Below are 24,181 nucleotides of genomic sequence, written 5' to 3'. Positions count from 1 at the left end.
GACCGGGCGCGGCGCATGCTGGAAGGTGGCCTGCGACCACCGGGGCCGCAGCCGCACGAGGAGGTCTCGTCATGTCCTTGGCCACGAGCTCGATCGCGACGATGTTGCCCGTCACGGACACCGGTCGCGCCCGGGAGTTCTACGACCGTCTCGGCCTGCCGTTCCAGGGGACGAACGACGAGGGCAGCCTGCTCTACGGGCTCGCGGGCGGCATGGTGCTCATGCTGCTGCCCCGCCAGGCGGGGACGCAGAACCCGAGCACGGCGCTCAGCTGGGAGGTGCCCGACGTCGCCGCGGAGGTGCGCGACCTCGAGGCGCGCGGGGTCGTGTTCGACGACTACGACCTCCCCGGCCTCACGACGGTGGACCACATCGCGGTGACGGGCTCGGAGAGGGCGGCGTGGTTCCGCGACCCCGACGGTAACGTCCTGTGCGTGCACGAGGGCGCGCCCCCGGCCTGACCCGGGGAGCTTCGGGGGTGCCTCGTGTGGTCTTCGATGGCTTGCCGCCCTTTGGGGGGACGCAACCCGTCACAAGAGCTTGTGTGCCGGATCGAGGGCGTCGCGGCGTGCCCGCCGGGATTGCGCGCAAGTTCGAGCGCCGTGGCGTGCGCACAGAGCCCGTATCTGAGAAGGGATGCCAACCGCCCCCGTCGCCGATGCCACTGCGCAGGTTTGTTCCAAGGGACAAGGTGCCAAGGCGAAACGTGCGCTCGCAGCAGGAAGATGGGCCGCGGCCCGACGTGATGACGGAATCGGCGGTGGGGTCGGTAGCGGACTGCCACACTTCCGTCGTGCGGATCGGGACATGGAATCTGGCAGGCCGATGGTCGCTTGACCACGAACGGCTCATGACTGCGCAAGCGTGCGATCTGTGGTTGCTCACCGAAGTCAGCGACCGCGTAGAGCTGCCTGGCATGCAACATCACTTTGGGCGGGAGCACATGGCCGCACGACGCCATTGGGCGGCCATCGTGAGCCACCACCGTTTCGAGCCGTTGGAGGACCCGCATCCCGCGAGCGCATCGGTGCAGAGCGGCAACACGACGTTCGTCAGTTCTGTGCTGCCATGGCGCTCATGTGGAGCACGGCACCCCTGGATCGGGAGTCGCCACGAGGAGAAGACCCAAGCCGCCGTCGGCTCTGTCGTGAAGTCACTCCAGGGGCCCGTGGTCTGGGGCGGCGACTGGAACCACGCTCTGCACGGCCCGGAGTACGCAGGGAGCCGCGCGGGGCGACGCCACATCGAGAACGCGGTCGACCAGCTCGAGCTTCAGGTCCCGACCGAACGTCTTCCGCACAGAATCGACGGACTGCTTTCCATCGACCACATCGCGGTGCCAACGAGAGTGCACGTGCTGGCGGCAGAGCGCGTGAGTGCTGCCACCGACGAAAGGCGCCTTTCCGACCACGACGCGTACGTCCTCACCCTCCAGGACTGAGGTCGGACGCCCACCTCTTTGCAGACCAGCGGGTCGAATCCGTGCACCTCGCACCAGGTGAACCACTCCCTGAGCTGGTAGGCGTACAGAGCGTGGGTGTGCCCGGCATAACGGGCTAGGAAGGAGACCGCGGCGAGCTGGGCGGTCGACATCGAAGCGGGCTGGAACGGAAGCAGGACCGTCGTATCGGACATGGCGTCACCTCTTGCGGCGACAGCACTCAGGCCCAGACCCCGGCGCCGCCCTCGCGGCCAGGCCCCCGGACGCCCCGACAGTAGACCCGAGGATTGGCTGCGGCGTTCAGCACCACTCGACCCGGGAATCCGGCAAAGCACGCGTCCGCGGTTCTTGGAGAACGTACGGTTTCCGGCGTGGATGGGGGACTGGACGAGAAGGTCATGCGGCTGCGGTACGCCGGCACCTGTCGGGTTTGTGGTGCGGGGATCGCAGCGAAGACTCAGGCCGTCTACGAGCGGCAGACCAAGACGGTTCGTTGCCTGGACCATGACATGACCACGCCATGTCCATCGAACCCCGCTCCCGCTCTGGACGCGGGGCCAGTCACTCTCGCAGCCGGGAAGGACGCAGGACCCGTCGCCCTCGACGCGGTCGAGCCTGGCACCGCCGGAGCATCAGCGCGGCGCGAGTTCGAGCGCCGCAAGGCACAGCGTGAGCAACGCATCCGAACCCAGCATCCACGCATCGGCGGCTTCCTCCTGGCTATCTCCGAGGAGCGACAGTCCACCACTGCCTGGGACACCGGCGCCCTCGGTGAAGAACGCCTCGGCAAAGGCCTGGACCGATTGGCCTGCAACACCATCAAGCTGCTGCACGACCGACGGATTCCGAGGTCCAAGGCGAACATCGACCACATCGCCGTAGCGGCCAACGGCGTCTACGTCATCGACGCCAAGAAGTACCGGGGCCGACCTCACCCCAAGGTCGAAGGTGGCATCCTGCGCCCCCGCGTCGAACGGTTGCTCGTCGGATCACGCGACTGCACCAAGCTAGTAGACGGCGTGCTGAAACAGGTCGATGTGGTCCGAACAGCGCTCGCCGAGGACGTCCCAATCCGCGGCGTGCTCTGTTTCGTCGAAGCGGACTGGCCATTGATCGGAGGCAGCTTCACCACGCGCGACGTGCATGCCCTTTGGCCCAAGAAGCTGTATCCCCAACTCCAGGCGGAAGGGCCACTATCCGCTGAAGCCATCGCCGACATCCACCGACGCCTGGCCAACGCCCTGCCTACCGCCTGAGGTATGCCTGGTCGCGGCGGAAGGACTCACCCACGAGGCCGAGGCGAGGCCCAGCAAGCGGGCGCCTTCCGGCTGGGGGCGTGCGTCCGGTTGCTGAAGACGACCCACGACAGTCCTCCGGATTCCGGACTGGCGTTCAGCTTGCGGAAGGGTCTGAGCAGTCCCCGTTCACGCCTGGGTGCGAGTCGATCCCATCGGCGTCGGCAACGCCCGATCAGGCACAGGGCTGCTGAGGTTGGCTGTTGCCCATTCATCGATCCGCCGGTTGGGGCCGCGAACGAAACGGAGTGCGGCCTGGCGGTAGGACTCGTACTCACGAAGGGTCAGCGGGAGGGGGGACCTCTTGAAGTCGTCGAAGGGCAGATACCAACGAATCTCATCGCTGTTCGTTTCGAGCAGATCTTCGAGCAGAAAGAAGGCGACGTAGTGGTGGAAGTCGCCGAACAGGGCGAAGAAGTCTTGGTATCTGCCCAACGTCTCCGCTAGGGGGCTGTCCCCTCCCGCGTAGTGGCGCCGGATGCACTCCAGGGTGAGGTCGATCCGGTCGCAGATCTTGGCGTTCATACCGCGGGCGCCGTTAATCGTTGGCTTACGGTCCCGAACGTCTCCCGGGAACAAGATGTACCCGCCGATGGTCGAGCCCTGGTCGTGGAGTTGGGCCGCGTGCCCCGGTGGGACCTGTGCCATGAGTGCACCAACGCGGTTCCCGTACGCGCCGCGATACGAGTGGACGATCGAGTCGCTGGACAGGAAGAACTCGCCCAGCGCCGATGCATGATGCAGGTATGAGTGCCGCGTCGTCGCGTCGAGGGTGAACTCGCTCCCGTCCGGCAGGGGCTTGCTCCACAGAAGTTGGTGGTAACGGCGCAGCGTGGGACTGGTTTGATCGGGGTCACCGCCCCTTGCGTCTAGCTCGAAATTGAAGGTGATGTCGATCGCGTGGTGGGCTCCGTCCCTGGTCATGCAGCAGACGGTAGACGTCTCCCGGGATTGAGGTCGCGCGAAGCGGAAGGCGCGTGATGTGGCTGAGGGGCGATCCGTAGTACACGGGAAGGGCGGCTTCGGCGCCAAATCGCGGCGGTATGACGCACCATCGCTCTCATTGGCGGATGAGTGCGTCTTGCCGCCCGAACGTGGGGGCCGCAGCACTTCTCGGCGCAGCGCTCGATCGGATCGCGACGGGCACCGCGGCCTATGCCGGGAGGTCTGCGGCGGCCCGCTCAGCTCCCTCGGTGAAGAAGGCCGCCACGTCATCGAGCTCAGCCATCGCCCGGGCCGCACCGAATGAGTGGTTCCAGAAGTTTCCTTGCCGACGGGTCCACGGGCCGACGTATGCGTAGGGCTCCGGGATGACCGTGTCGCCGGGTGAGACCCCGTAGTTGACCTCCTCCCACGAGATGGCGATGTCGAAGTGCTCCGGCCAGAGCACCGGCTCCTCCGAGGCGGCGAACGCGCGCAGGGCCGCGTCGCCCCGGGCGAACGCGTCGAGGAGCAGGGCAACGTGGTCATCGTCGGTCACCATGGCATCACCGGCCACCACGTCGACAGTGTCGGAGTAGACGTCACTCAGCGACCGCGGCGCTACCCCGATAGCCGCCGCGGCCGCGGCATACGTGCCCGTCAAGGGGTGCCGACCACTCGGGCCGCGCAGCTCGGAGCCGACCAGCCGCAGGTCAGGCTCGGCCACGGTCGCAATGCCGCCCGGGACGACGCGCAGCCTGATGTCCCCGCAGGCGTCGTACTGCGGGCCGGCGAGCAAGAGCTCTGCCACCGCGTGCAGGCTCGTGCGCGTCTGGGTGAGGTCCACGGTTCCTCCGTTCGTCTCCGGCGCCCTGTAGCGCCGAGCGCTATGCGAGTTCCCTCACGATGACATGCTGGAGTGGCTCAGAATGTTGGTGGGCACGGCCCGGCCTAGTGAGCGGCCGTAGCGCCCAGTCCGAAGGCCCTGGCCGAATCGCTCGCGGCGGTGTGCCGTGGGTTTGGCACTAACGTCAGGCGACCTCGATGGCGCGTCCGGCGGTGACGCGGAGCAGCTCCTCGTAGGTGGTGCGGAAGACGGTGTGGCTGTGGCCGGCCGCGGCCCAGACGTGCCGGTACCGGCTCAGCGAGACGTCGACGTACGTCGGGACGGGCTGGAGGTGGCCCACCGGGGCGACCCCGCCGATCGCGAAGCCGGTGCTCTCCCGGACGAAGTCGGCGTCGGCACGCTCGAGGTGCTCGACGTCGTCGACGAGGTCGGCGACCTTCACCAGGTCGACACGGTGCGCCCCCGACGTGAGCACGAGGACGGGGGAGGTCCTGCCCGAGGCGCACGTCGCCCGGAACACCAGCGAGTTGGCGATCTCGGCCGGGGTGATCCCGAGGGCGCTCGCGGCCGCGGCCGCGGTGCGGACGGCGTCCGGGAGGGTGACGACCTCGGGGACCACGTGGTGCACCGCGAGCGCCGCCAGCACGCGCTGCACGCCGGGGTGGCCGCTCAGGTCCGGGGCCGCGCCGGTGGCCCGGCTGGCGGTCGGGCTGGGCGCCGGGGACAGGGGCGCGTCGGGCGGCATGCTCGAAGAGTAGGGCCGGGGGGAGCGGGCCACCAGCCTTGCCGACGCCTGTCTCACCGCGGGGCCGGGACGGGCTCCGGCGTTCCCCTTGACGGCTTGTCCGAGGCCAGGTGTACCGTTCTGGATATCGAACAGATGTTCGAATGCCGGGTCCGGACGACCGGCGACCCGCGGTTCCTCGGCCCCGTGCCGAGCCGCCCGTCGCCACCGGGCCACGGCCGGCCCTGGCCCCGTGGCCGGCGCCTCGACCCCGCCGGTCGGGGCCAGGGCCCCACCTCATCCCATCCTGCCCTCAGCGAAGGAGCCATGCCGTGGTGCGCCGGTACGAAGAGCCGATCGAGGTCCGCGAGAGCACCGACGGGGGTGGCACCACGGTGGCCACGCACCCGGACGCGTTCGTGTGGCGCGGCCGGCTCTACGTCGTGCGCACCGTCCTGGACTCCTGGCAGGAGCGCCGGCCGTGGTGGCGCGACGCCCGGGAGGGCGCCGACGTGCTCACCGACGCCCGCGAGCGCCGGGTGTGGCGGGTCGAGGCGAGCGCGGGTCGCTCCGCCGGGACCGGCGTCTACGACCTCGGTGACGACCCGGCCGGCCCCGGCTGGCGCCTGCTGCGGGTTGCGGACTGAGGACGGCTGCCGATGACTCCCACACCGACCCCGGTCCCGAGCGCGGCGGCGAGCGCCCTCGACCTGCTCGACCGCTCCCGGCACTCGCTGCTCGAGGCCTGCCACACCCGCGACATCGTCCAGCGCCACCGCCAGGCCCAGCTCGCAGCCCTGCGCGCCGCCGCCGTGGTCGCCGCCCGCACCCGTCCCGGGGGCCCGGCCGGTCCGCGCAGCCTCTGGGAGCTGGTGCCGTCGGTCGCGCCCGAGCTCGCCGAGTGGGCCGGCTTCTTCGAGCTGGTCGCGGCCCGGCCCGGCCCGCACACCGCCCGCGAGGCCGACGACCTGCTGCGCCAGTCCGAGACGTTCCTCGAGCTCGTGTGCCGCACCCTCGGCCTGCCGGTCACCGCCGTCGACCGCGACGTGCTCGTGCCCACCGTCGCGGCGTCCGCAGTGTCCGCGGCGCCCGGTGCTTCCGCGGCGCCGGTCCGGGGCGGGGGGTCGCCGTGACCGACTTCGTCCACCTCCACGTCGCCTCGGGGTTCTCGATGCGCTACGGCACCGCCACGCCCGAGGCGATCGTCGAGCGGGCCGCCCAGCACCGCCAGCCGGTGCTCGCGCTCACCGACCGCGACGGGCTCTACGGCGCGGTCCGGTTCGTCCGGGCGGCCACCGCCGCCGGCATCTCCCCGGTGCTCGGGGTCGACCTCGCGGTCGGTCCCGACCCGGACCGTCCCGGCGCGCGCGCCGGCGGTCCCGACGACCCGGCCCGGGGTGGACCCCGACCCGTCGACCGGACCCTCGCCGACCGCGTCCTCGCCGACGCCGCCGGCGGTGGCGGGCACGCGGCATACCTGCCGCCGGCGGCCCGGCCACGCACCCCGGTGCGCGGCGGCGCCGTCGTCGACCCGCGCCACCCGCGCGTCACCGTGCTCGCCCGCGGGCGGGGGAGCGGGCTGCCCGGGGGCGTGGGGTATGCCGCGCTGTGCCGGCTCGTCACCGACACCCACCTGCGCGGCGAGCGGGGGAGGCCGGTGACCTCGCTCGACACCGTCGCCGCGCGGTGCGCCGCCCCGGACGGCCACCCGAGCCCGCTCGTCGTCCTGCTCGGCCCGGACTCCGACGTGGGCCGGGCGGTCCTCGCCGGGCGGCCCGACCGGGCCCGGGCGCTGCTCGCCCGGTGGCAGCACCGGCTGCCGCCCGGCGCGCTCGTGGTCGAAGTGGTCTGTCACGGCGGCCCGTCCGGCACCCCGGCCTCGCGCGTCCACGCCGCGCGGATGCTCGGGCTCGCCGACGAGGCGGGGCTGCCCGCGGTCCTCACCGCGGCGGTCCGCCACGTCGACCCGGCCGAGTCCGCGGTCGTCGACGTCCTCGACGCGGCCCGCCGGCTCGTCGCCCTCGACACCCGCCACCTCGACCGGGTCACCGACGCCGCCCACCTCGCGAGCACCGACACCATGCGCGAGGTGGCGCTCGCGGTCACCGGCGGCGACCGGACCCGGGCCGACGCGCTGCTCGAGCGCACCCTCGCCCTGGGGCTGGCGTGCGCCCAGAGCGCCCGGCACGACCTGGGCATCGGGTCGGTCCACCTGCCCGAGCCGGAGGTCCTGGGCATCGAGGCGGGGGAGAGCCCGCAGGTCCGGCTCGAGCAGCGCTGCCGCGACAAGCTCGCCTGGCGGTACCCCGGGCTGGGCGAGCGCGAGCTGTCCGCCGTCGAGACCCGGCTCGTCGACGAGCTCAAGGTCATCGCCGAGCTCGGGTACGCCTCGTACTTCCTCACCGTCGCCGAGGTGGTCGACCTCATCCGAGACATGGGGGTCCGGGTCGCGGCGCGCGGGTCGGGGGCGGGGTCGCTGGTCAACTACCTGCTCGGGATCAGCGGGGTCGACCCGATCCGCTACGGCCTCATCATGGAGCGGTTCTGCAGCCCGCTGCGCGCCGAGCTGCCCGACATCGACATCGACGTCGAGTCGGCCCGGCGCACCGAGGTCTACGAGAAGGTCCTCGAGCGGTTCGGCGGCGACCGGGTGACCTGCGTGTCGATGATGGACACCTACAAGGTCCGGCACGCGATCCGCGACGTCGGCGCGGCGCTCGGCATGGCCCCGGTGGAGGTCGACGAGATCGCCAAGGCGTTCCCGCACATCCGCGCCCGCGACGTCCGCAACGCCATCGCCGAGCTGCCCGAGCTGCGTTCCCGCGGGCTCGACAGCCCCCGCCTGCGCGCGCTGTTCGACCTCGTCGAGCGGCTCGACGGGCTGCCGCGCCACATCGCACTGCACCCGTGCGGCGTCGTGCTGTCCGACGGCAGCCTGCTCGACCGCACGCCGGTCGAGGCGAGCTGGCTGGGGTTCCCGATGAGCCAGTACGACAAGGACGACGTCGAGACGATGGGGCTGCTCAAGCTCGACGTGCTCGGCATCCGGATGCAGTCCGCGATGGCGCACGCCGTGGCCGAGGTGGAGCGGGTCGACGGCGTCACGGTCGACCTCGACGACCAGTCGCAGGTGCCGCTCGACGACGAGGCGACCTTCCGGCTGATCCGCACCAGCCACACCCTCGGCTGCTTCCAGATCGAGAGCCCGGGGCAGCGCGAGCTCATCGGCAAGTTCGGGCCGCAGCGGTTCGAGGACCTCGTCATCGACATCTCGCTGTTCCGCCCCGGACCGGTGAAGTCCGACATGATCACGCCGTTCCTCGAGGCCCGGCACGGCTGGAAGGCCGCCTCGTACCTGCACCCCACCCTCATCGCGGCGCTGGAGGAGACCGAGGGCGTCGTGGTCTTCCACGAGCAGGTGCTCATGATCGTCGCCGAGACGACCGGCGTCTCACTGGCGCAGGCCGACGAGGTCCGGCGCGCGCTCGGCACCCCCGGCGGCCAGGTCGAGATCGAGGCGTGGTGGCGTCCCGCGGCGCTGGCCCGTGGGTACACCCGCGAGGACACCGACCGCATCTGGGAGGTGCTCAAGGCGTTCGCGTCGTTCGGCTTCTGCAAGGCCCACGCCGCCGCGTTCGCCCTGCCGACCTACCACTCGGCGTGGCTCAAGACCCACCACCCGGCGGCCTTCCTCGCGGGGGTGCTCACCCACGACCCGGGCATGTACCCCAAGCGGCTCATCCTCGACGACGCCCGCTCGCTCGGCATCACCGTGCTGGGCCTGGACGTCAACGCCTCCACCGGCACCTACCGGGTCGAGCGGGTCGAGCGGCTCGACCCCCTCGGCGGGCGCCCGGTGCTCCCCGGCGGCCCCGGTGACAGGACCGCGGCCGACGTGTTCACCGGTGACCTGCCCGACGCCAGCGACTACGGCATCCGCCTCTCGCTCGCCGACGTCCGCGGGATCAGCGACGCCGAGGTGGCGCGCATCGTCGCCGGCCAGCCGTATGCCGGGCTGTCCGACTTCTGGCACCGCGCACGGGTGTCGCGGCCGGTCGCCGAGCGGCTCGTCCTCGCGGGTGCGTTCGACCGGCTCTACGGCATCGGTGCGGTCTCCGGCGGGGTGCCGGGCCTGACGTCCGGCCCGACGACGGCGGGCCTGGGGCGGCGCGGCCGCACCACCCGGCGCGACCTGCTGCTCCACCTCGCCGAGCTCGACCGCTGGACCCGTGCCGTCGGCCGCTCGAGCCGCCGGGTCGCACCCCGCGGCCGGTCGCGCGGTGAGGCGTCGACGCTGCCCGACGTGCTCGCAGGGGACCAGGTGCGGGGCCGTGCCGCGGCGCAGTCGCAGGCGGCCGCACCGGTGACCGCGGCCGACCTCCAGCCCACCCAGCTCGTCCTCGACCTCGGCGACCGCCCCGAGCTCACCACCGGCACCGGGCTGCCCGAGCTGAGCGGACCCGAGCGGGTCCGGGCCGAGCTCGACATCCTCGGCCTCGACGCGAGCGCGCACGTCGTCGAGTTCTACGCGCCGATGCTCGACGCGCTCGGCGTCACCCGCAGCCGCGACCTGCTCTCCGCCCGCAGCCGGTCGACGGTCTGGGCCTGCGGGGTCAAGGTCGCCACCCAGACCCCACCGATCCGCTCGGGCCGGCGCGTCGTCTTCCTCACCCTCGACGACTCGACCGGGCCGGTCGACGCGACGTTCTTCGAGGACGTCCAGGGCCCTTACGCCGCAACGGTCTTCCACTCGTGGATGCTGCTCGTGCGCGGCGTGGTGCGACGCACCGGTCCGCGGGGCATCTCGCTGCGGGCGACCGGCGCGTGGGAGCTCCCGCCGCTGTGGGAGGCATGGCAGCGTGGCGGGGTGGAGGCGGTGTATGCCGCGATGGAGGAGTCCGAGCGCGCGGCCGCCGAGCAGGCGCAGGCGGAGGAGGCCGCCCACCAGGAGGCGTTGCGGGGCGGGCGGCGGGTGCTCGTCCACGCCTCGGGGTTCCGGCAGTCTCCTTACGCCGACACCAAGCCGCCGGGCGAGGACGTCCGGGGCTCGCACCGGCTCGCGCGCGGTACCGCGGTCCCCGGCGGCCCGGGTGCCGACCGGCTCGACCCGCCGCGCAAGCTGTGGCACTCCAGCCCGGGCAGCTCCGGCCACTGACGCCGGCGCACGACGGCGGGAGAGGTCAGGCCCTGCGCCAGCGGGCGCGGGGGTCGGTCGCCGTCGTGCTGCACCGCATGAGCGTCCCCGCGCTCGTGCGACCGAGGGCGCCCTCGGGGGAGCAGAAGGCACCCGCGTGCACCCCCTGCACCACCGCCGAGGTGGACGTGCCCGACGGCGTGGTGGCGGACGAGCTGGTGCTGGTCGACGAGGTCGGACTCGGTGCCGGGGACGAGCCGGCCGTGGCGACCGGCCAGCCCCCGAGGGGGACGGGTGCCGCTGTGGGCACCGGGGTCGCGGGGCAGGTGCCGAGGACGCGCGCCAGCGCGTCACGCTCGGCTGCGGTGACGGTGACGGCATACCTCGCCTTCACGGCGACCTGCCGCGCGGCGTACGCGCACCGGTACCCCTTGGCCGGCGGCAGCCAGGTCGCGGCGTCCCCGGCGCCCTTGGCGTCGTTGACCGGGCCGCTCACGGCGAGCAGGTTGAGGGGGTCGTTGGCGAAGGCGGTCCGGGTGCCGACGTCCCAGCGCACAGCTCCCTTGACCCAGGCGTCGGCGAGGGGGACGACGTGGTCGATCTGCACCGCCGCCGACGTGCCGGAGCCGCGGGTGAACGCGATCGTGCGCCCGGTGTACGGGTCGAGCAGCGTCCCGGACAGGACGACGCAGCCGTGCGTGCCGGCCTCGAGCCGGATCCCGCGCAGGTCGCGCCGCAGCACGTCGTTGCGCTGGTCGCACCCGTTGCGGTCGGTGTCGGTCCACGCGGCGCCGAACTGGTCCCGCGAGTACCCGGTCATCGGCCCGCGTCCCTTGACGACCAGCGTGCCCAGCAGCGCCAGCGCCGTCCCGGAGCGTGCCGGCGGTCCGGCGCTGCTCGGCGAGCTGGTGGACGGGGCCATGGCCGGCGCCGGCGCGAGGCTCGTGGCGCTCGCCGCGTTGCCCGCAACCCCGCCGGACCCGGTCGCCGTCGAGCTGCCCGTCGACCCCGCCGGGACCGAGGGAGCCGTCGAGGTCGCCGCCGGCCCGCAGCCGGCGACGAGCGCGGCAACCGCGGCCGCCACGGCGAGGGCGCCCCGGACGCGGAGGGCGGCAGGGCCCGGACGGCGGCCCGGACGGCGGGGGCCCGGACGGGTGCGGCGGTTCGGAGTCGGCTCGCCGGCCGGGAGGCCGGAGTCGCTGGGGTGGCGGGGGAGCGGTGGCACGGTGTGGCGGGTCCTCGGGGGATCGGACGGCGGGAGCGCGTGCACGCTAACCGCGCGGACGCGCCCGGAGTGGGAGGTTCCGGACGACACGGACCGGACGGACGATGCCCGGCAACGGACGTTCGTCGAGGAGGGCCGCCGGCCCGGACGTGCCGACCGCCGTCAGCCCCGCCGACTAGGCTGGCCGTCGAGGCAGACCCGTGGCGCCCCAGGCCGCCGCACTGCCCCGTCCCGATGTCTGTGGAGGAGGACCGCGTGGCCGACGAGCAGTGGCGCACCCGCCGTGGTGGCGTCGAGACCTCGCTGCGCACCTCGGCGGTCTGGGCCGCGGTCCACGACGTCGTCGAGCGCCGCGCCGCGGAGGTCGGCCGGCCCCTGCGGGTGCTCGACCTCGGCGGCGGCACCGGCGGCCTCGCGGTCCCCATCGCCGAGCTGGGCCACGACGTCACGGTGGTGGACCCGAGCCCGGACGCCCTGGCGTCCCTCTCGCGCCGCAGCGGCGAGCGCGGGGTCGCGGCGCGGGTGCACGCGGTCCAGGGCGACGCCGACAGCCTCACCGCCGTCGTGGGCTCCGACCCGGTCGACCTCGTCTGCTGCCACGGCACCCTCGAGGTCGTCGACGACCCGCAGGCCACCCTCGCCGCCCTCGCTGCCGTCCTCGCGCCCGGCGGCTCGCTCAGCCTCGTCGCCGCCCAGCGGCTCGCCGTCGTGCTCGCGCGCGCCCTCGCGGGGCAGTTCGCCCAGGCCGAGCAGGCCCTCACCAGCGCGGACGGGCGCTGGGGAAGCCAGGACCCCCTGCCCCGGCGCTTCGATGCCGATGCGCTGCGGGCCATGGTCGAGCAGGCAGGGCTGGTCGTCGACGCGGTGCACGGCGTGCGCACGTTCAGCGACCTCGTCCCCTCGGCGCTGGTCGACACCGACGCCGACCGGGTGGCGCTGCTGCGCCTCGAGCAGGCCGTCACCGACTCCCCGCAGTTCGCCTTCCTCGGACAGCTCGGCTCAGCCGTGCACGTCCTCGCCCACCGCTAGCGGTCTGTCCGTGCCAGCGCATCCGCCGGCGCCCGCGTCGCACCCCGCAGCCCCCGCCCCCGCCGGCGGGCCGGTCACCGCAGGGGGGACGGTCACCGCCGGAAGGCCGGTCAGCGCAGGGGCCCGCCCGTGAGCCGGCGGCAGTACGCCCTGCCGCAGCGCGGGGCTGCCGGGCCGCCGGACGACACCGGCTGCACGGTCCTGCACGTCGACATGGACGCCTTCTACGCCTCGGCGTCCCTGCTGAGCCGGCCCGAGCTCGTCGGCACCCCGGTCATCATCGGCGGCGGCAACCGCGGCGTGGTGCTATCGGCGACCTACGAGGCCCGCCGGTTCGGGGTGGCCTCGGCCATGCCGATGTCGCGCGCCCGGCGCCTGTGTCCGCAGGCGACCGTCATCGCCCCCGACCACGCCCTCTACTCCCGGATCTCGGCGGCGGTCATGGCGACCTTCGACACCATCACCCCGGTCGTCGAGCCGCTGTCTCTCGACGAGGCGTTCCTCGACGTGTCCGGGTCGGTGCGACGGCTGGGCAACCCCGCCCGGATCGGCCAGCTCATCCGCGACACCGTCCACGACGAGCAGGGCATCACCTGCTCGGTCGGGGTCGCCCCGACCAAGTTCGTCGCGAAGCTGGCCTCGGGGCTGGCCAAGCCCGACGGCATGGTCGTCGTGCCCCGGGACGAGGTCGTCGGGTTCGTCCAGCAGCTGCCCGTCGGCGCCCTCTGGGGCGTGGGGGACAAGACGGAGGAGGCACTGGTCCGGCTCGGCCTGCACACCGTCGCCGACATCGCCCACACGCCGCTGGAGACCCTCCGCCGCGCCCTGGGCGACGGCCTCGGCCCGCACCTGCACGACCTGTCGTGGGGCCGCGACCCGCGCCACGTGGAGCCGGTCCGGCGGGAGAAGTCCATCGGCTCGGACGAGACGTTCGAGCACGACGTCGACGACCCGGCATACATCCACCGCGAGCTGCTCAAGCTCAGCGACCGCACCGCGGCGCGCGTGCGCTCCGCCGGGATGATGGGGCGGACGGTGAGCATCAAGGTGCGCTTCGCCGACTTCACGACCATCACCCGCAGCCGCACCCTGCGCGACCCCACCGACGTCAGCCGTGACATCTACGCGACCGCCCGCTCCCTCTTCGACGGGCTCGGGCTGCAGCGCGCCCGGATCCGCCTCGTCGGGGTGCGGATGGAGGGCCTCGTCGACACCGAGGGCGCCCCGATCCAGGGCCTGCTCGACGAGCCGGACGCGGGCTGGCGCGAGGCCGATCGGGCGGTCGACCGGGCCAGCGCGCGGTTCGGCGCCGGCAGCGTCCGTCCCGCCAGCCTCATCCGTGACGGAGGTCACCGATCAGGTAGTGCATCCCCCCGTGGGGACTTATCCTGAAGACGTCAGCACAGCAGCCCTGACCGGCGCCGATTCGCCCTCGGTGAACCATCCGGTGGGGCTGTGCGTTGGCGGTGGTGAACACCGAACGTAGGAGGTCACGGTGCCCCTGTCAGAGCACGAGCAGCAGCTTCTCGAGCAGATGGAGCAAGCGCTGTACGCCGAGGACCCCAAGTTCGCCTCGCAGATGCAGGGCGCCGGGGCCCGCGCCGCCCAGCGGCGCCGGATCGCGGTCGGTGTCGTCGGTGTCGTCATCGGTCTCGGGGTCGTGCTCGTCGGGGTCAACACCCAGCTCTGGGTCCTCGGCGCCGTCGGCTTCGCGGTGATGGTCGCCTCGGCCGCCTTCGCCCTCACGCCGCAGCGCCGTCGCGCCCGCCTCGGCAGCGTGCAGTCCGACGGCACCATCCGCCGCGCCACCCCCGCGCCGCGCACCCGGTCGCCGCGCGGCGGGTCGTTCATGGAGCGGATGGAGCAGCGCTGGGACCGCCGGCGCGACGACTACTGACGCCCACCCGACCCGAAACCTCCAGCTACGCCACGTACGTGGCGCGCCCGGAGGTCTGCGCACAGACCAGCGTGTGCCTGCGCACGGAGCGGATCAGCGCGCAGTAACACGCGCGTGTGTGCACAGACGAGCGGGGTCAGGCGCGGGCGAGCAGCACCCCCACGACCCAGGTCACGGCGATCGCCACCGCCGCGAGCAGCTCGATCCCCATCGACAGGAACACCGCGCGCAGCGCCGCCTTCGTCGACACCCAGGCCAGGGCCCGGTCCCGCGAGTGGCTCAGCTCGACGAGGTAGATCCCGAGCACGAATCCGACGAACGCGCCCACGACCGGGATGACGAAGAACCCCACCACAGCGACGAGCACGGCCAGCACGAGGGTCGAGCTGCGCACGCCGGCGGCCCTCATCCGCCGGCCGGGCACGGCGTACTGCAGCCCCACCCCGGCCCCCCACAGCACCGCGCACACCCCGAAGACCGTCCAGCCCAGCTCGGACCGGGCGTCGAGCGCCCAGAGGAACACCGCGGCCAGGCACAGGAACAGCCCGGGAAGCACGGGAATGACGATCCCCACCATCCCGATCAGGATCAGGAGGGCGGGGACCCAGGTGGAGGCTTCCATCCCGGAAGCCTAGAGGCGGCTACCGCTCGTCGTCCGGCGCGATGGCGGGGGTCTCGTTGAGGCGGTCCGTCTCGTCGACGATGTCGGCGTACTCGCGCAGCTTGGGCAGGTGCTCGCGTCCGTGGTGGGCGCAGAACAGCAGCTCACCGCCAGCGTGAAGGCGAGCGCGCACGTAGGCCTGGGCTCCGCAGCGGTCGCAGCGGTCGGCCGCACTCAGAGTGGGTGCCAGTGCAGTGGTCACGTCAGCCTTCCTCCATAAGTCGTGTCTCCGATGAGACGTCCTACTCCGGTCCGGGGTTCGACCTCCGCGGAGGCCGTCCCGGTCCGGCGCCGGTAGCAACAGTCAAGCATGCGCTGTTCTTCCCGGCCCGCATTGGGTCGTGATGCACGTCATGCATGTCACATCAGTGGATTCGGTGCTCGGGCGTCCGGTGGATGGGAGGAACCGGCCCGGGTGGGGCGCGAGGGGCTCGCGGGGGCTACGCCCGATGTCGTATGCCGCGTGCCTGCGCGGCCTCGTCGGTGCGCCGGGATAGCGTGGTGCCCCACCCGGGCACCCGCACGACGGGGCACCTCCCACCGGGGCCGACCCAGCACAGGAGCAGCACAGACCGTGGCCACCGCCACCACCGAGACCACCGCCAAGAAGGCCGCGACGACCAAGTCGTCGAGCGACTACAGCGCCCACCACCTGCAGGTCCTCGAGGGCCTCGAGGCCGTCCGCAAGCGGCCGGGCATGTACATCGGCTCGACCGACGGCCGCGGCCTCATGCACTGCCTCTGGGAGATCATCGACAACGCCGTCGACGAGGCCTTGGCCGGCTACGGCGAGCGGATCGAGGTCGTGCTGCACCGCGACGGGTCGGTCGAGGTGCGCGACAACGCCCGCGGCATCCCCGTCGACATCGAGCCCCGCACCGGGCTGACCGGCGTCGAGGTGGTCTTCACCAAGCTGCACGCCGGTGGCAAGTTCGGCGGCGGCTCCTACACGGCGTCCGGCGGCCTGCACGGCGTCGGCGCCTCCGTCGTCAACGCGCTGTCCTCGCGCCTCGACGTGGAGGTCGACCGCGGCGGCAAGACCTACGCCATGAGCTTCCGGCGCGGCGAGCCCGGCTACTTCCCGGACGTCGCGAGCGACGACAAGAGCCCCGACCACGAGTTCACGCCCTACGAGCGGTCCTCCGAGCTCGCGGTGGTCGGCAAGGCGAAGCGAGGCGTCACCGGCACCCGCGTCCGCTACTGGGCCGACCGGCAGATCTTCCTCAAGGACGCGGCCTTCGACTACGACCAGCTCGTGGCCCGGGCGCGCCAGACGTCCTTCCTCGTGCCCGGCCTGGCGATCGTCATCCGCGACGAGCGCCGCGTGCCCGGGACCCCGGGGGAGAACGGCCCGCACGAGGAGGTGTTCCTGCACGACGGGGGCATCTCCGAGTTCGCCGAGTTCCTCGCCCCCGACACCGCGGTCACCGACGTGTGGCGGCTGCAGGGCACCGGCACCTTCACCGAGACCGTGCCCGTGCTCGACTCCAAGGGCCACATGACCCCCACCGAGGTCGAGCGCGAGTGCGGCGTCGACATCGCGGTGCGCTGGGGCACCGGCTACGACTCGAAGGTCTCGTCCTTCGTCAACATCATCGCGACGCCCAAGGGCGGCACGCACATGGCCGGCTTCGAGCAGGCGCTGCTCAAGGTCTTCCGCAAGCAGCTCGAGGTCAACAGCCGCCGGCTCAAGGTCGGCAACGACAAGCCGGAGAAGGACGACGTCCTCGCCGGCCTCACCGCGGTCGTCACGGTGCGCCTCGCCGAGCCGCAGTTCGAGGGCCAGACCAAGGAGGTGCTGGGCACCAACGCCGTCCGGGCCATCGTCGCCAAGGTCGTCGAGCAGGAGCTCACGGCCCGGCTCACCTCGCCCAAGCGCGGTGACAAGGCCCAGGCCTCGCTGCTGCTGGAGAAGGTCGTCTCGGAGATGAAGTCGCGCATCAGCGCGCGGCTGCACAAGGAGACCCAGCGCCGCAAGAACGCCCTCGAGACGAGCAGCCTGCCGGCCAAGCTGGCCGACTGCCGCTCCACCGACGTGGAGAAGTCCGAGCTGTTCATCGTCGAGGGCGACAGCGCCCTCGGCACGGCCAAGCTCGCCCGCTCCAGCGACTACCAGGCCCTGCTGCCCATCCGCGGCAAGATCCTGAACGTCCAGAAGGCGTCCGTCTCGGACATGCTCAAGAACGCCGAGTGCGCCGCCATCATCCAGGTCATCGGTGCCGGCTCGGGTCGCAGCTTCGACCTCGACGCGGCCCGCTACGGCAAGGTCATCATCATGACCGACGCCGACGTCGACGGCGCCCACATCAGGACCCTGCTGCTCACCCTCTTCTTCCGCTACATGCGACCGCTGGTGGAGGCCGGCCGGGTGTATGCCGCGGTGCCGCCGCTGCACCGGATCGAGGTCGTCAACCCGGGCTCGAAGAAGAACGAGCTCATCTACACCTACTCCGAGGGCGAGATGCGCGCGACGGTCGCGAACCTCAACAAGCGGGGCCGGACGATCAAGCAGCCGCTCCAGCGGTACAAGGGTCTCGGCGAGATGGACGCCGACCAGCTCGCGGAGACCACCATGGACCCGCGCCACCGCACCCTGCGCCGCGTCCGGCTCGAGGACGCCGAGGCGGCCGAGCGCGTGTTCGAGCTGCTCATGGGCAACGACGTGGCGCCGCGCAAGGACTTCATCGTGGAGTCCGCCGCAGACCTCGGTCGCGAGCGCATCGACGCCTGAGAGCAGCGTGCGGTCAGGACCTCGTCCCGGCCGTCGTCAGGCGTTTCGCCACTCGGGATCCGACCGGCGCCGTCGAGCCACGGTCGACCAGGGTGATGCCGAGGACCTCGTCGAGGTCGGGGTCGACGTGCCCGTGGAGCGCGTCGAGCATGATGCGCCCGGCCCGGCGCCCCTGGGCGAGCACGTCCTGGCGGACCGTGGTGAGCCCCATGATGTCGGAGTACACGTGGTCGTCGATGCCGATGACCGACACGTCACCGGGCACGTCGAGCCCGTGCCGGCGGGCGGAGGCCATCACCCCGAAGGCCATCTCGTCCGACGCCGCCACGACAGCCGTGGGCAGGTGGCCGCTGGCGAAGAGCCGGTCGGCGTGCTCCATCGCACCGGCGGCCGTCCAGTCGCACTCCAGCACCCAGTCGGGCGGGCAGGTCAGCCCGTGCTCACGCATGACCGCGGTGAACGCCTCCCGCCGGTCGTAGGGCGTCTGGAGGTGCGTGATCGACCCCGGCACGGTCCCGGCATACGCGATGTCGCGGTGACCCAGGCCGATGACGTGCCGCGTCGCGAGGGCCATCGCCGCCCGGTCGTCGATCCGCACCGAAGGCCACCCCGGCTGCCGGTTGCCCACGGTGACCACCGGCAGGCCGAGCCGGTCGATCAGCGCCAGCTCGCTGGCGTCGGGGGGCACGTTGAGCAGGATGATGCCGTCCGCCCGCTTCCAGAACATGCTCTGGGTGATGGGCAGGCGGGTGTCGAACGTGTGGCCCTCGAGGTCGCAGAGCAGGACGTGGTAGCCCTTGTCCCGCAGCTCCTTCTCGATGCCGCTGACGACCGTGGCGAAGAACCAGCGGTCGAAGTACGGCGTGACGACCGCGATGCCCCGCGTCCGCCCGGACACCAGGCTCGTCGCCGCGGGGGAGGCCATGTAGTTGAGCTCGGCCGCCGCCTTCAGCACGCGGTCCCGCGTCTGCGGGCTCACCCGGTCCAGGCCCCGCAGGGCGCGCGAGACGGTCGCCACCGACACGCCGGCGGCGCGGGCCACGTCCCCGATGGTGCTCATCCACCCCTCCCCGCTGTGGTTCAGGCTCCCGTGTTGCGGCGGGCTCGCCAGACGAGCCAGCAGGCCAGCAGGAGCACCGCGAGGAGGGCGGCGGAACCACCCGCCGCCTCCCCGCGGACCTCGAGCACGACGGTCTGCACCGCCGCCATGAACGTGAAGAAACCCAGGATTCCGAGCAGGGTGTCGAGGCGCTGCGCCTTCGCGCGTGCGTCCCCGGTGCCGCTGCCCGGGTTGAACAGTCCCATGCCGTCCGGGCCAGGCTGCGCCTAGCCCTTGACACCTCCCGCCGTGAGGCCGGAGACGATTGCCCGCTGGAACACCAGCACCATGATGATGAGCGGCACGGTGACGATGGTTCCAGCGGCCATGACCGCGGTGTACGGCTCCTGGTGCGGCTGCGCGCCGGTGAACTGGGCGATGGCGACGGTCACGGTCTGCGTGGACGGGGTGGAGAACTGCTGGGCCAGCAGGTACTCGTTCCAGCTCGCGATGAACGCCAGGATCGCGGTCGTGAAGAGGCCGGGAGCGGCGAGGGGCAGCATGATCTTGCGGAACGCCTGGCCCGGCGTGCAGCCGTCGATCCGCGCCGACTCCTCGAGCTCCCACGGCATCTCCGACAAGAACGCTGTCAACGTGTAGATCGTCAGCGGTAGCGCGAAGGAGATGTTCGGGATGATCAGCGCCTGGTAGTTGACGCCGCTCAGCCAGCCGAGGCTGGAGAACAGCTGGAAGAGCGGCGAGACCAGTGCGACGCCGGGGAACATGGACGACCCCAGGATGATGCCGAGCACGACGTACTTGCCGGGGAAGTTGAGCCGCGCCAGGGCGTACGAGGCGAAGACCCCGACGAGCATGGCGACCGCGGTGGTCACGATGCCGATGATGATCGAGTGGACGAGCGCGGCGCCGAAGTGGTTGCCACGGGCGGTCGAGAAGGCCGTCTTGAAGTTGTCGAGGGTGACGTGCGTCGGCCACGGTGAGCTGTCGAAGGTGTAGCCGACGTCGCGGAAGGCCGTGACGACCATCCAGTAGAACGGGGCCAGGCCCCAGATCACCAGGACGACCAGCCCGATGTACATGCGGATCTTGGCGCCGCGGTCACTGCGGAAGTGGATCTCCTGCGACTGGCTGGAGCCGGTGGCCGGAGGAGCCGTGGTGGCGGTGGTGGCAGTCATGTCAGGCTCCCGTGGAGGTGGCGTTGGCGGCGACGGGGTTGCCGGTCTGGGGTTCTTCCTTCTTCGGCTTCTTCGCCTGCGGCGGGCGCTGGATCACGTCGGCGCCACCGAACTTGATGAAGAGGAAGGCGACGAACGCGACGAGGAGGAAGACGATGGTCGACAGGGCGGACGCGCTGTGGAACCCGGAGCGGATCTGCCTGATGACGAGCATCGACAACGAGGTCGTCCCGCCGGCGCCCTGCGTGAGGATGGCTGGGAGGTCGTAGATGCGCAGCACGTCGAGGGTGCGGAACAGCACGGCGACCATGAGCGGCGTCTTGACCAGGGGCAGCGTGATGCGCAGGAACGTCTGCCACTTGGTGGCGCCGTCGATCTCGGCGGCCTCGTAGACGTCACCCGGGATGAGCTGCAGGCCGGCGAGGATGAGCAGCGCCATGAAGGGCGTGGTCTTCCAGACGTCGGCGATGACGATCGCGAACTTCGCGGCCAACGGGTCGCTGGTCCACAGCTGGGGCGAGATCCCGACGAACCCCAGCAGCTTGTTGGCGATGCCCTCGTAGGCGAAGATGAAGAACCAGAGCTTGGCGGTGACCGCCGTGGGGATCGCCCACGGGACGAGGATCGCGGCGCGGACCAGGCCGCGGCCGCGGAACTCGCGGTTCATGATCATCGCGAACCACATGCCGAGGATGACCTCGATGACGACGCTGGTCACGGTGAAGAACATCGTCACCCAGAAGGCGCCGTAGAACTGCGCGCCGAGGGTTCCCGGGGGGCAGTCGACGTTGCCGCACTGCTGCAGCAGCCAGTGGGTGTAGTTGGAGATCCCGGCGCTGCCGCCCTCGACGAACAGGCCGGTGGCGGGATCGAGGCCGGCGTCCTTCTGGAACGACAGCTGCACTGCCCGCAGCAGCGGGTAGATGATGATGACGGCCAGGAAGATGAGGGTGGGGGTCACGAGCAGCAGCCCCTGACGACCCTGGCCCGCGTGGAGCCCCTTCTCCTTGGGCGCCCTGTCCCTCGTGGGGGTCGACTTCTTCGTCGACTCTGCGACTGCGCTCATGCCTGCTCCTTGCCCCGGCGGCGCCGCGCCCTCGGGGGAGGGCGGGTGGCGGACGTCATGCTCGAGTGTTCAGGTGGTGCTGCCTGGCGGTGCTGCCGCCGGCGGTGGGTGGCGGTGGTCCCGCCAGTCGTGCGTGGCGGTCGTGCCGCCGAACGGGTGTGGGGGTGGCCCCGGTGGGGACCACCCCCACACCACTGGGAATGCTGGGACCGTCAGGTCAGCCGCCGGACGCGGCCTTCATGGCGTCCTGCATGTCCTTGACCGCCTGCTGCGGCGTCTTCTGGCCCTGGATCGCGGCGAAGCTGTTCTCCTGGATGGCCTGCGTGACGGCGGGGTAGAACGGCGTCACCGGGCGGGACACGGCGTTGGAGATGGACTCCTTCAGCACCGGCAGGTACGGGTACTTGGAGACGAGCGCCGGGTCCGTGTAGATGGACTCGATGACCGGGGCGAGGGACCCCTTCTCCATGTTCGTCTTCTGCTGCTCCGGCGAGGTGAGGAACTTCAGGAAGTCCAGCGCGGTGGCCTTGTGCTTCGAGAAGGCGCTGATGGCCGCCATGTGGCCACCGAGCGTCGAGGTGCCGGGGCCGCTGACGCCCGGGAGCGGGGCGACCTTGAACTTGCCCTTGACCTTGGACGAGGCGTCGGTGCTGGCCAGGTTGTAGACGTACGGCCAGTTGCGCAGGAACAGCAGCTTGCCGTCCTCGAAGGACTGCCGGCTCTGCTCCTCCTGGTAGGTGATCGCCTGCTTGGGGATGTCACCGTTCTTGTAGTGGTCGGCGAGCACCTGCAGGCCCTTGGCCGCCTCGGGGGAGTCGACCGTCGGCTTGCCGGCGGAGTCGACAACCTTGGCACCGTAGGCGTTCATCCACTCGGTGGCGTTGCAGGTCAGGCCCTCGTACTTGGCGAACTGGCCGGCGAAGCAGTCGATGCCGTTCTTCTTGGCGATCGAGCACATCGACCACATCTCGTCGATGGTCTTCGGCGGGGTGGGGACGAGGTCGCTGCGGTAGTACAGCATCGCGCCGTCGGAGGACGTCGGGGCGGCGTACAGCGTGTTGTTGTAGGTCGCGGCCTTGACGGTCGGCGCGAGGAAGCCGTCAGTCGGCAGGGCGAACTTGTCCTTGAGCGGCGTCAGCCAGCCCTTGGCGGCGAACTCCGCGGTCCAGACGACGTCGACCGAGACGACGTCGTAGCCGGGGTCCTTGGCCTGGAAGTGCTGCACGAGGTCGTCGTGCTGCTGGTCGGCCTGGTCGGACTGCTCCTTGACCGTCACCTTCTCGTTCGGGTGCGTGGAGTTCCACTTCTCGGCCATCGGGCCGAGCAAGTTGCTGTTGTCCTTGCCCTGGACATAGGTGATGGGACCGCGGCTGTCCGCGCCCGAGGACGCAGCGCTGTTGCCGCCACTGCTCCCACCACCACACGCCGCGGCGACGAGCGCCACGGACGCGGCTCCGGCCAGCACCGTGAGGGTGCGCCGTGTGTGCATTCGGAGGGCCATGTGCCCGCCTCCATTTCTCGCGTCGTGCTGAGGCGGACACGCCCCCTCAGCGCTGAGGTGAACCGACCCCATGTAAACGTTTACGCCCGCGGCCCGCAATCGTTCGGCGCGCACGTTCCGGTAACGATTGCGTAACTCGGCCGTCACCGCCAGAGGTGACGCGTGTCACATCCGGCCCGGCGGTGCGCGGTGGCTCAGCCGACGGTGCGGGGCAGCCGCTGCACGACGGCGACCGGCAGCTTGGCGCAGGACTCCGGCAGGGTCCCGGCCTCCCGCCGCTCCACCTCGACGACCCACGCGCGCCCGTCCCGGTGCCGCACGGCATACCGGCCCGCCGGCCCGCCCGCGACCGGCTCGGTGACGAGTGCACCGAGGTCGGTGACGCCGTGCTCGGCGCGGACGTGGGACTCGGCTGCCTGGGCGTCGGGGTCGAGGCCGCTGCGGCCACGGTCGTGCCGCGGCCCGAGGGCGGTGGCCGGGAGCCGGCCGTGGTCCGCCTCGTCGAGGACGGCCGTGGCCAGGGCGGTGTCCAGCCGGGCGAGGGTCGCGCCGTGCGGCAGCAGGACGCCGGTGGGAGCGAAGCGGTGGCCGCCGGTGTGCGACGCCTCCCAGACGCGCCCCGGGCGTGCGGCGGCGGCCTCGACGGCGACCGGGCGGCCGCGCACCGCGCAGCAGACGTCCCGGCGCCCGTTGGTGCACACGAGCAGCACGGGGTCGGCCGGGGCCACCCCCGGCAGCGACGCCACGACGGCGTCGCGGTCCCCACGGGCCAGCGCGTCGAGGTCGACGGAGAGCAGGGTGGCCGGGTCCTCGACCACGGCGTGCAGCAGCCAGGCGTCCGGTCCGCTCCACGCGAGGTATGCCGCGTGCCCCCCGCCGTGGTGCTCGTCGGCGTGCCGCCCGGGGCGGCGCAGCAGCGAGAGCCGGCCGCCACGGTCGCTGCAGGCGGACGACAGCCGCGCGCCGAGCTCGGCCGGCAGGTGCGACTGCGTCGCGGCGTCACGGCCCCACGGGCCGGGCTGCTCGAGGGCGACGAAGAAGGCAGCCCGTGCCGCCGTGCCGTAGGCGGCGACGTCGGCCCGGTCGAACCCCACCGAGCACGCGTCGGGCGCGGAGTGGCCGTGGCCGGCGGGCCGTGCGGCTCCGGCAGCCACGCCGGGCTCGGCAGGGGAGTCGCTCACCGGGGCGGGCTCGCGATCCGCGCGATCGGGCTCGCGGCGGGGGTGCCGGAGCCGTCGCGGCGGCCGGTGGCCTCGGGGAGCTCGATGGCGACGCCGTTGGCGGCGGCGGCCCGGGCCGGGGTCTCGCCCGCCCACGCGAGGACGAGGGTGTCCTCGCCCTTGAGGAACCGGTGGCAGCGCACCCCGCCGGTGGCGCGGCCCTTGGGCGGGTACTCGGCATACGGGGTCACCTTGAGCGAGCCGGGCTCGGTGCCGGGCAGCGCGCCCGAGGACCCGGAGGAGGTGACGACGAC

At 72.1% G+C, this 24,181-nt stretch carries 22 protein-coding genes and 1 pseudogene; 10 read left to right on the top strand and 13 right to left on the bottom strand.

Going from position 1 to position 24,181, the window contains the following annotated elements; translation table 11 throughout:
• Nucleotides 1-71 precede the first annotated feature (71 nt).
• The 3 genes from ACFUC1_RS03510 (at nt 72) to ACFUC1_RS03500 (ending at nt 2,697) form a co-directional block, all read left to right on the top strand.
• Nucleotides 72-461, top strand: coding sequence for a VOC family protein (locus ACFUC1_RS03510; RefSeq protein WP_379116668.1), 390 nt, complete (start codon nt 72-74; stop codon nt 459-461).
• A 332-nt stretch (nt 462-793) separates the two neighbouring features.
• Entirely contained in the window at nt 794-1,441 is a 648-nt protein-coding gene (locus ACFUC1_RS03505; RefSeq protein ID WP_379116666.1) for an endonuclease/exonuclease/phosphatase family protein, read from the top strand.
• 371 nt (nt 1,442-1,812) lie between these two features.
• Entirely contained in the window at nt 1,813-2,697 is an 885-nt protein-coding gene (locus tag ACFUC1_RS03500; RefSeq protein WP_379116663.1) for a nuclease-related domain-containing protein, read from the top strand.
• Between the two features lie 168 nt (nt 2,698-2,865).
• Here the strand turns inward: ACFUC1_RS03500 and ACFUC1_RS03495 are convergent, their stop codons facing one another.
• The 3 genes from ACFUC1_RS03495 to ACFUC1_RS03485 form a co-directional block, all read right to left on the bottom strand.
• Entirely contained in the window at nt 2,866-3,660 is a 795-nt protein-coding gene (locus ACFUC1_RS03495; protein ID WP_379116660.1) for a DUF6994 family protein, read from the bottom strand.
• Between the two features lie 229 nt (nt 3,661-3,889).
• On the bottom strand, nt 3,890-4,504 hold the full coding sequence (locus ACFUC1_RS03490) for a hypothetical protein (RefSeq protein ID WP_379116658.1): 615 nt from the start codon (nt 4,502-4,504) through the stop codon (nt 3,890-3,892).
• A gap of 184 nt (nt 4,505-4,688) precedes the next feature.
• Nucleotides 4,689-5,249, bottom strand: coding sequence for a YbaK/EbsC family protein (locus ACFUC1_RS03485; RefSeq protein WP_379116656.1), 561 nt, complete (start codon nt 5,247-5,249; stop codon nt 4,689-4,691).
• 311 nt (nt 5,250-5,560) lie between these two features.
• Between ACFUC1_RS03485 and ACFUC1_RS03480 the strand changes: the two genes are divergently transcribed.
• From ACFUC1_RS03480 to ACFUC1_RS03470, 3 genes are read left to right on the top strand one after another with little or no spacing between them, the layout of a single operon-like run.
• Nucleotides 5,561-5,875 (top strand): DUF6504 family protein, encoded by a 315-nt coding sequence (locus tag ACFUC1_RS03480; RefSeq protein WP_379116654.1) that lies wholly within the window; start codon nt 5,561-5,563, stop codon nt 5,873-5,875.
• Nucleotides 5,876-5,887: 12 nt separating this feature from the next.
• Nucleotides 5,888-6,361: an SAV_6107 family HEPN domain-containing protein gene (locus ACFUC1_RS03475; protein ID WP_379116653.1), complete on the top strand. Its 474-nt coding sequence runs from the start codon at nt 5,888-5,890 to the stop codon at nt 6,359-6,361.
• Nucleotides 6,358-10,383 (top strand): DNA polymerase III subunit alpha, encoded by a 4,026-nt coding sequence (locus ACFUC1_RS03470; RefSeq protein ID WP_379116651.1) that lies wholly within the window; start codon nt 6,358-6,360, stop codon nt 10,381-10,383. The genes ACFUC1_RS03475 and ACFUC1_RS03470 overlap by 4 nt, the downstream gene beginning before the upstream one ends.
• Before the next feature lie 25 nt (nt 10,384-10,408).
• Here ACFUC1_RS03470 and ACFUC1_RS03465 read toward each other — a convergent pair whose 3' ends face one another.
• Nucleotides 10,409-11,587, bottom strand: a complete 1,179-nt coding sequence (locus ACFUC1_RS03465) for an HNH endonuclease family protein (protein ID WP_379116649.1) — start codon at nt 11,585-11,587, stop codon at nt 10,409-10,411.
• Nucleotides 11,588-11,842: 255 nt separating this feature from the next.
• Here ACFUC1_RS03465 and ACFUC1_RS03460 point away from each other — a divergent pair, with 255 nt between their 5' ends.
• The 3 genes from ACFUC1_RS03460 to ACFUC1_RS03450 all read left to right on the top strand — a co-directional run bounded on the left by ACFUC1_RS03460 (nt 11,843) and on the right by ACFUC1_RS03450 (nt 14,513).
• Nucleotides 11,843-12,616, top strand: a complete 774-nt coding sequence (locus tag ACFUC1_RS03460) for a methyltransferase domain-containing protein (RefSeq protein ID WP_379116647.1) — start codon at nt 11,843-11,845, stop codon at nt 12,614-12,616.
• A gap of 129 nt (nt 12,617-12,745) precedes the next feature.
• Complete coding sequence (dinB, locus tag ACFUC1_RS03455; RefSeq protein ID WP_379116645.1) at nt 12,746-14,008, top strand: DNA polymerase IV; 1,263 nt, start codon at nt 12,746-12,748, stop codon at nt 14,006-14,008.
• A 103-nt stretch (nt 14,009-14,111) separates the two neighbouring features.
• Entirely contained in the window at nt 14,112-14,513 is a 402-nt protein-coding gene (locus tag ACFUC1_RS03450) for a DUF3040 domain-containing protein (RefSeq protein ID WP_379116643.1), read from the top strand.
• 136 nt (nt 14,514-14,649) lie between these two features.
• Here the strand turns inward: ACFUC1_RS03450 and ACFUC1_RS03445 are convergent, their stop codons facing one another.
• Both ACFUC1_RS03445 and ACFUC1_RS03440 read right to left on the bottom strand, forming a co-directional pair.
• Nucleotides 14,650-15,135 (bottom strand): DUF456 domain-containing protein, encoded by a 486-nt coding sequence (locus tag ACFUC1_RS03445; protein ID WP_379116641.1) that lies wholly within the window; start codon nt 15,133-15,135, stop codon nt 14,650-14,652.
• 19 nt (nt 15,136-15,154) lie between these two features.
• Nucleotides 15,155-15,376 (bottom strand): hypothetical protein, encoded by a 222-nt coding sequence (locus tag ACFUC1_RS03440; RefSeq protein ID WP_379116639.1) that lies wholly within the window; start codon nt 15,374-15,376, stop codon nt 15,155-15,157.
• A 372-nt stretch (nt 15,377-15,748) separates the two neighbouring features.
• Between ACFUC1_RS03440 and ACFUC1_RS03435 the strand changes: the two genes are divergently transcribed.
• On the top strand, nt 15,749-17,905 hold the full coding sequence (locus ACFUC1_RS03435) for a type IIA DNA topoisomerase subunit B (protein WP_379116637.1): 2,157 nt from the start codon (nt 15,749-15,751) through the stop codon (nt 17,903-17,905).
• Between the two features lie 13 nt (nt 17,906-17,918).
• On the opposite strand, the gene ACFUC1_RS03430 is transcribed toward ACFUC1_RS03435, so the two are convergent.
• The 7 genes and pseudogenes from ACFUC1_RS03430 to ACFUC1_RS03400 form a co-directional block, all read right to left on the bottom strand.
• Nucleotides 17,919-18,965 (bottom strand): LacI family DNA-binding transcriptional regulator, encoded by a 1,047-nt coding sequence (locus tag ACFUC1_RS03430; protein WP_379116635.1) that lies wholly within the window; start codon nt 18,963-18,965, stop codon nt 17,919-17,921.
• Nucleotides 18,966-18,985: 20 nt separating this feature from the next.
• A complete protein-coding gene (locus tag ACFUC1_RS03425) occupies nt 18,986-19,210 on the bottom strand; it encodes a hypothetical protein (protein ID WP_316008457.1) in 225 nt (74 codons plus the stop codon).
• Between the two features lie 21 nt (nt 19,211-19,231).
• A complete protein-coding gene (locus ACFUC1_RS03420) occupies nt 19,232-20,140 on the bottom strand; it encodes a carbohydrate ABC transporter permease (protein ID WP_379116633.1) in 909 nt (302 codons plus the stop codon).
• A gap of 1 nt (nt 20,141) precedes the next feature.
• Nucleotides 20,142-21,206 (bottom strand): carbohydrate ABC transporter permease, encoded by a 1,065-nt coding sequence (locus ACFUC1_RS03415; RefSeq protein WP_379116631.1) that lies wholly within the window; start codon nt 21,204-21,206, stop codon nt 20,142-20,144.
• Nucleotides 21,207-21,423: 217 nt separating this feature from the next.
• The gene (locus tag ACFUC1_RS03410; RefSeq protein WP_379116739.1) at nt 21,424-22,695 is read right to left on the bottom strand and encodes an ABC transporter substrate-binding protein; all 1,272 of its coding nucleotides are present in this window, start codon (nt 22,693-22,695) and stop codon (nt 21,424-21,426) included.
• A 206-nt stretch (nt 22,696-22,901) separates the two neighbouring features.
• On the bottom strand, nt 22,902-23,888 hold the full coding sequence (locus ACFUC1_RS03405; RefSeq protein WP_379116629.1) for a sucrase ferredoxin: 987 nt from the start codon (nt 23,886-23,888) through the stop codon (nt 22,902-22,904).
• Nucleotides 23,885-24,181, bottom strand: a pseudogene (locus ACFUC1_RS03400) (DNA topoisomerase IV); the annotation flags it as partial. The gene ACFUC1_RS03405 and the pseudogene ACFUC1_RS03400, both read right to left, overlap by 4 nt.

The sequence above is a fragment of the Pedococcus sp. NPDC057267 genome, from assembly GCF_042668795.1.
Classification (GTDB): Bacteria; Actinomycetota; Actinomycetes; order Actinomycetales; family Dermatophilaceae; genus Pedococcus.
The sequence above is the reverse complement of the archived record's forward strand: the minus strand, read 5'-3'. Positions and strand labels throughout refer to the sequence as shown.